This window comes from Methanoregula sp. (assembly GCF_002835825.1).
In the GTDB taxonomy this organism is placed as follows: Archaea; Halobacteriota; Methanomicrobia; order Methanomicrobiales; family Methanospirillaceae; genus Methanoregula.
In genome coordinates this window covers 1-1,794 of record NZ_PIZH01000419.1, presented here as the reverse complement: position 1 = coordinate 1,794, position 1,794 = coordinate 1, and the positions used below count along the sequence as shown (strand labels likewise).

Annotated in this window: 3 protein-coding genes and 1 pseudogene; 3 read left to right on the top strand and 1 reads right to left on the bottom strand. The window is 54.3% G+C overall.

What is annotated here, in order from left to right; genetic code table 11:
- From CW742_RS11800 to CW742_RS11790, 3 genes and pseudogenes are all read left to right on the top strand, one after another.
- On the top strand, positions 1–470 hold a 470-nt coding region (locus CW742_RS11800), incomplete at its 5' end, for a dihydrodipicolinate synthase family protein (protein ID WP_292420621.1).
- Positions 471–477: 7 nt separating this feature from the next.
- Positions 478–1,242: pseudogene (gene dapB / locus CW742_RS11795) on the top strand (4-hydroxy-tetrahydrodipicolinate reductase).
- A 128-nt stretch (positions 1,243–1,370) separates the two neighbouring features.
- The gene (locus CW742_RS11790) at positions 1,371–1,544 is read left to right on the top strand and encodes a DUF362 domain-containing protein (RefSeq protein WP_292420619.1); all 174 of its coding nucleotides are present in this window, start codon (positions 1,371–1,373) and stop codon (positions 1,542–1,544) included.
- A 70-nt stretch (positions 1,545–1,614) separates the two neighbouring features.
- On the opposite strand, the gene CW742_RS11785 is transcribed toward CW742_RS11790, so the two are convergent.
- Positions 1,615–1,794, bottom strand: a 180-nt coding sequence (locus CW742_RS11785) for a hypothetical protein (protein ID WP_292420618.1), incomplete at its 5' end; no start/stop codon positions are given.

Genomic DNA, 1,794 nt, shown 5'->3' with positions numbered 1-1,794 from the left:
TCATTGAGGAGACGCAGGATGAGGATTTCCATGTCATGTCCGGGGATGACGGTATTACTCTCCCGATCCTTGCACTCGGCGGTTCCGGTGTCATCTCTGTCACGGCAAATGTCGACCCGGCACGGATGGTCGCGATGTATGAGGCGTTCCGGCAGGGCGATTACCAGAAGGCTCTCGTGATCCACTATGCCATGTCCCCCCTCCACCGTGCCCTGTTCATCGACACCAACCCGATCCCGGTCAAGAAAGCGGTCGAGCTGATGGGGCTTGCTGGTGGTCCGGTAAGGCTTCCCCTCGATGAACTGGATGCAAAGAAGGCCGAGCAGCTCAAAAAGGTGCTTGCGACCATCCCGATCAAAGGATCTGTGCCGAAAGTAAAGACTCCGACAAAGACCGTCGCAAAGAAGCCGGTGAAGGCAGCAGCGGCAAAAAGGAAAACCAAACCCGCCCCCCGACGGCGCACGCGGTGATGCAGTCATGGTAAACGTAGTCATCTGCGGAGCTTCGGGCAGGATGGGGCAGACCCTTGGGAGGATGGTCCATGAATCCGATGACCTGGAACTGGTGGGGGGCATCAATCTCAAGCCCAGTTCCTTTTTCGGGGCCGAGATCGTTGAGGCAAAGGATGCCGATGCGCTCCTGAAAAGGACACAGGCAGACGTTGTCATCGATTTCACGATTGCCAGTGCGGTTGTCGGGAACGTTCAGGTGGCGGCACGGAACAACTGCGCCCTGATTATCGGCACTACTGGTATATCACCGGCACAGCGGGCAGAGATGGAGAAGGCGATCCTCGGCCATGTCCCGGCCGTTATTACTACCAACTTCTCGATCGGGGTCGCCATCTTCCAGCAGCTCGTGCGCGAATCGGCACGGCTCTTGAAAGACTATGATATCGAGCTCATCGAGGCACACCACCGGAACAAGAAGGACGCCCCGAGCGGTACGGCAAAAACCCTCCTCCAGATCATTGAGGAAGAGGCCGGCAGCCGCGAGAAACTGTATGGGCGCGAAGGCATGACAGAGCGGAAACATGAGTTCGTCGCACACGTGATACGGGGCGGGGACATTGTCGGCGATTATAAAGTCATTTATTCGAAGGAATTCTAGACCTGCGAGCTCGCGCACCGTGCTTATGATCGGCCGGCCTTTGGCAGCGGCGCCTTGCGGGCAGCCCGCTGGGTTGTCGGGAAAAAGCCTGGCATATACGATATGAACGATGTCCTTGGGCTGAAGAAGTAACATCTTCCTTCACCAATCCCGATTTTTCCTCCTCTATTCTTCCGGCCCCGGTCGTCCTGCAACTCCAGTGCCCGGATAGTAACCCTTTTTTTACCCTGAATAGAAACATATAGACCGGAGTGAACGAGTTGGTAGCAATCGTTGACAACGATAAGTGTACCGGATGTGAAACCTGCGTGAGCGAGTGTCCCGCATCAGCAATCACCATGGAGAACGACAAGGCAAAGGTAGACAAGGACATGTGTGTCGATTGCCAGACCTGCGTGGATGTCTGCCCGTCAGAAGCTATCCGCATGGAATAAGGTGCCCGGCTCCTGCCGGCCCTCTGGTTTTCGTTTTTTCTTTTTTTGTATATTATCGTGTGTACCCCGATCAAAGGACGGCCGGGTTTTGCGATTGTGTTGCGCCTCTGCCAGCGGCGATACATTCCACCGTGATCCTGCTGGCGACATCTTTGTCTGTATATAGAGTGTAAACAACAAAGCTCTTATCATAATAAGCTAAATTGTAGTTGATAACACCCAGTACAGCAGTAAAAAAACAATAAAAATA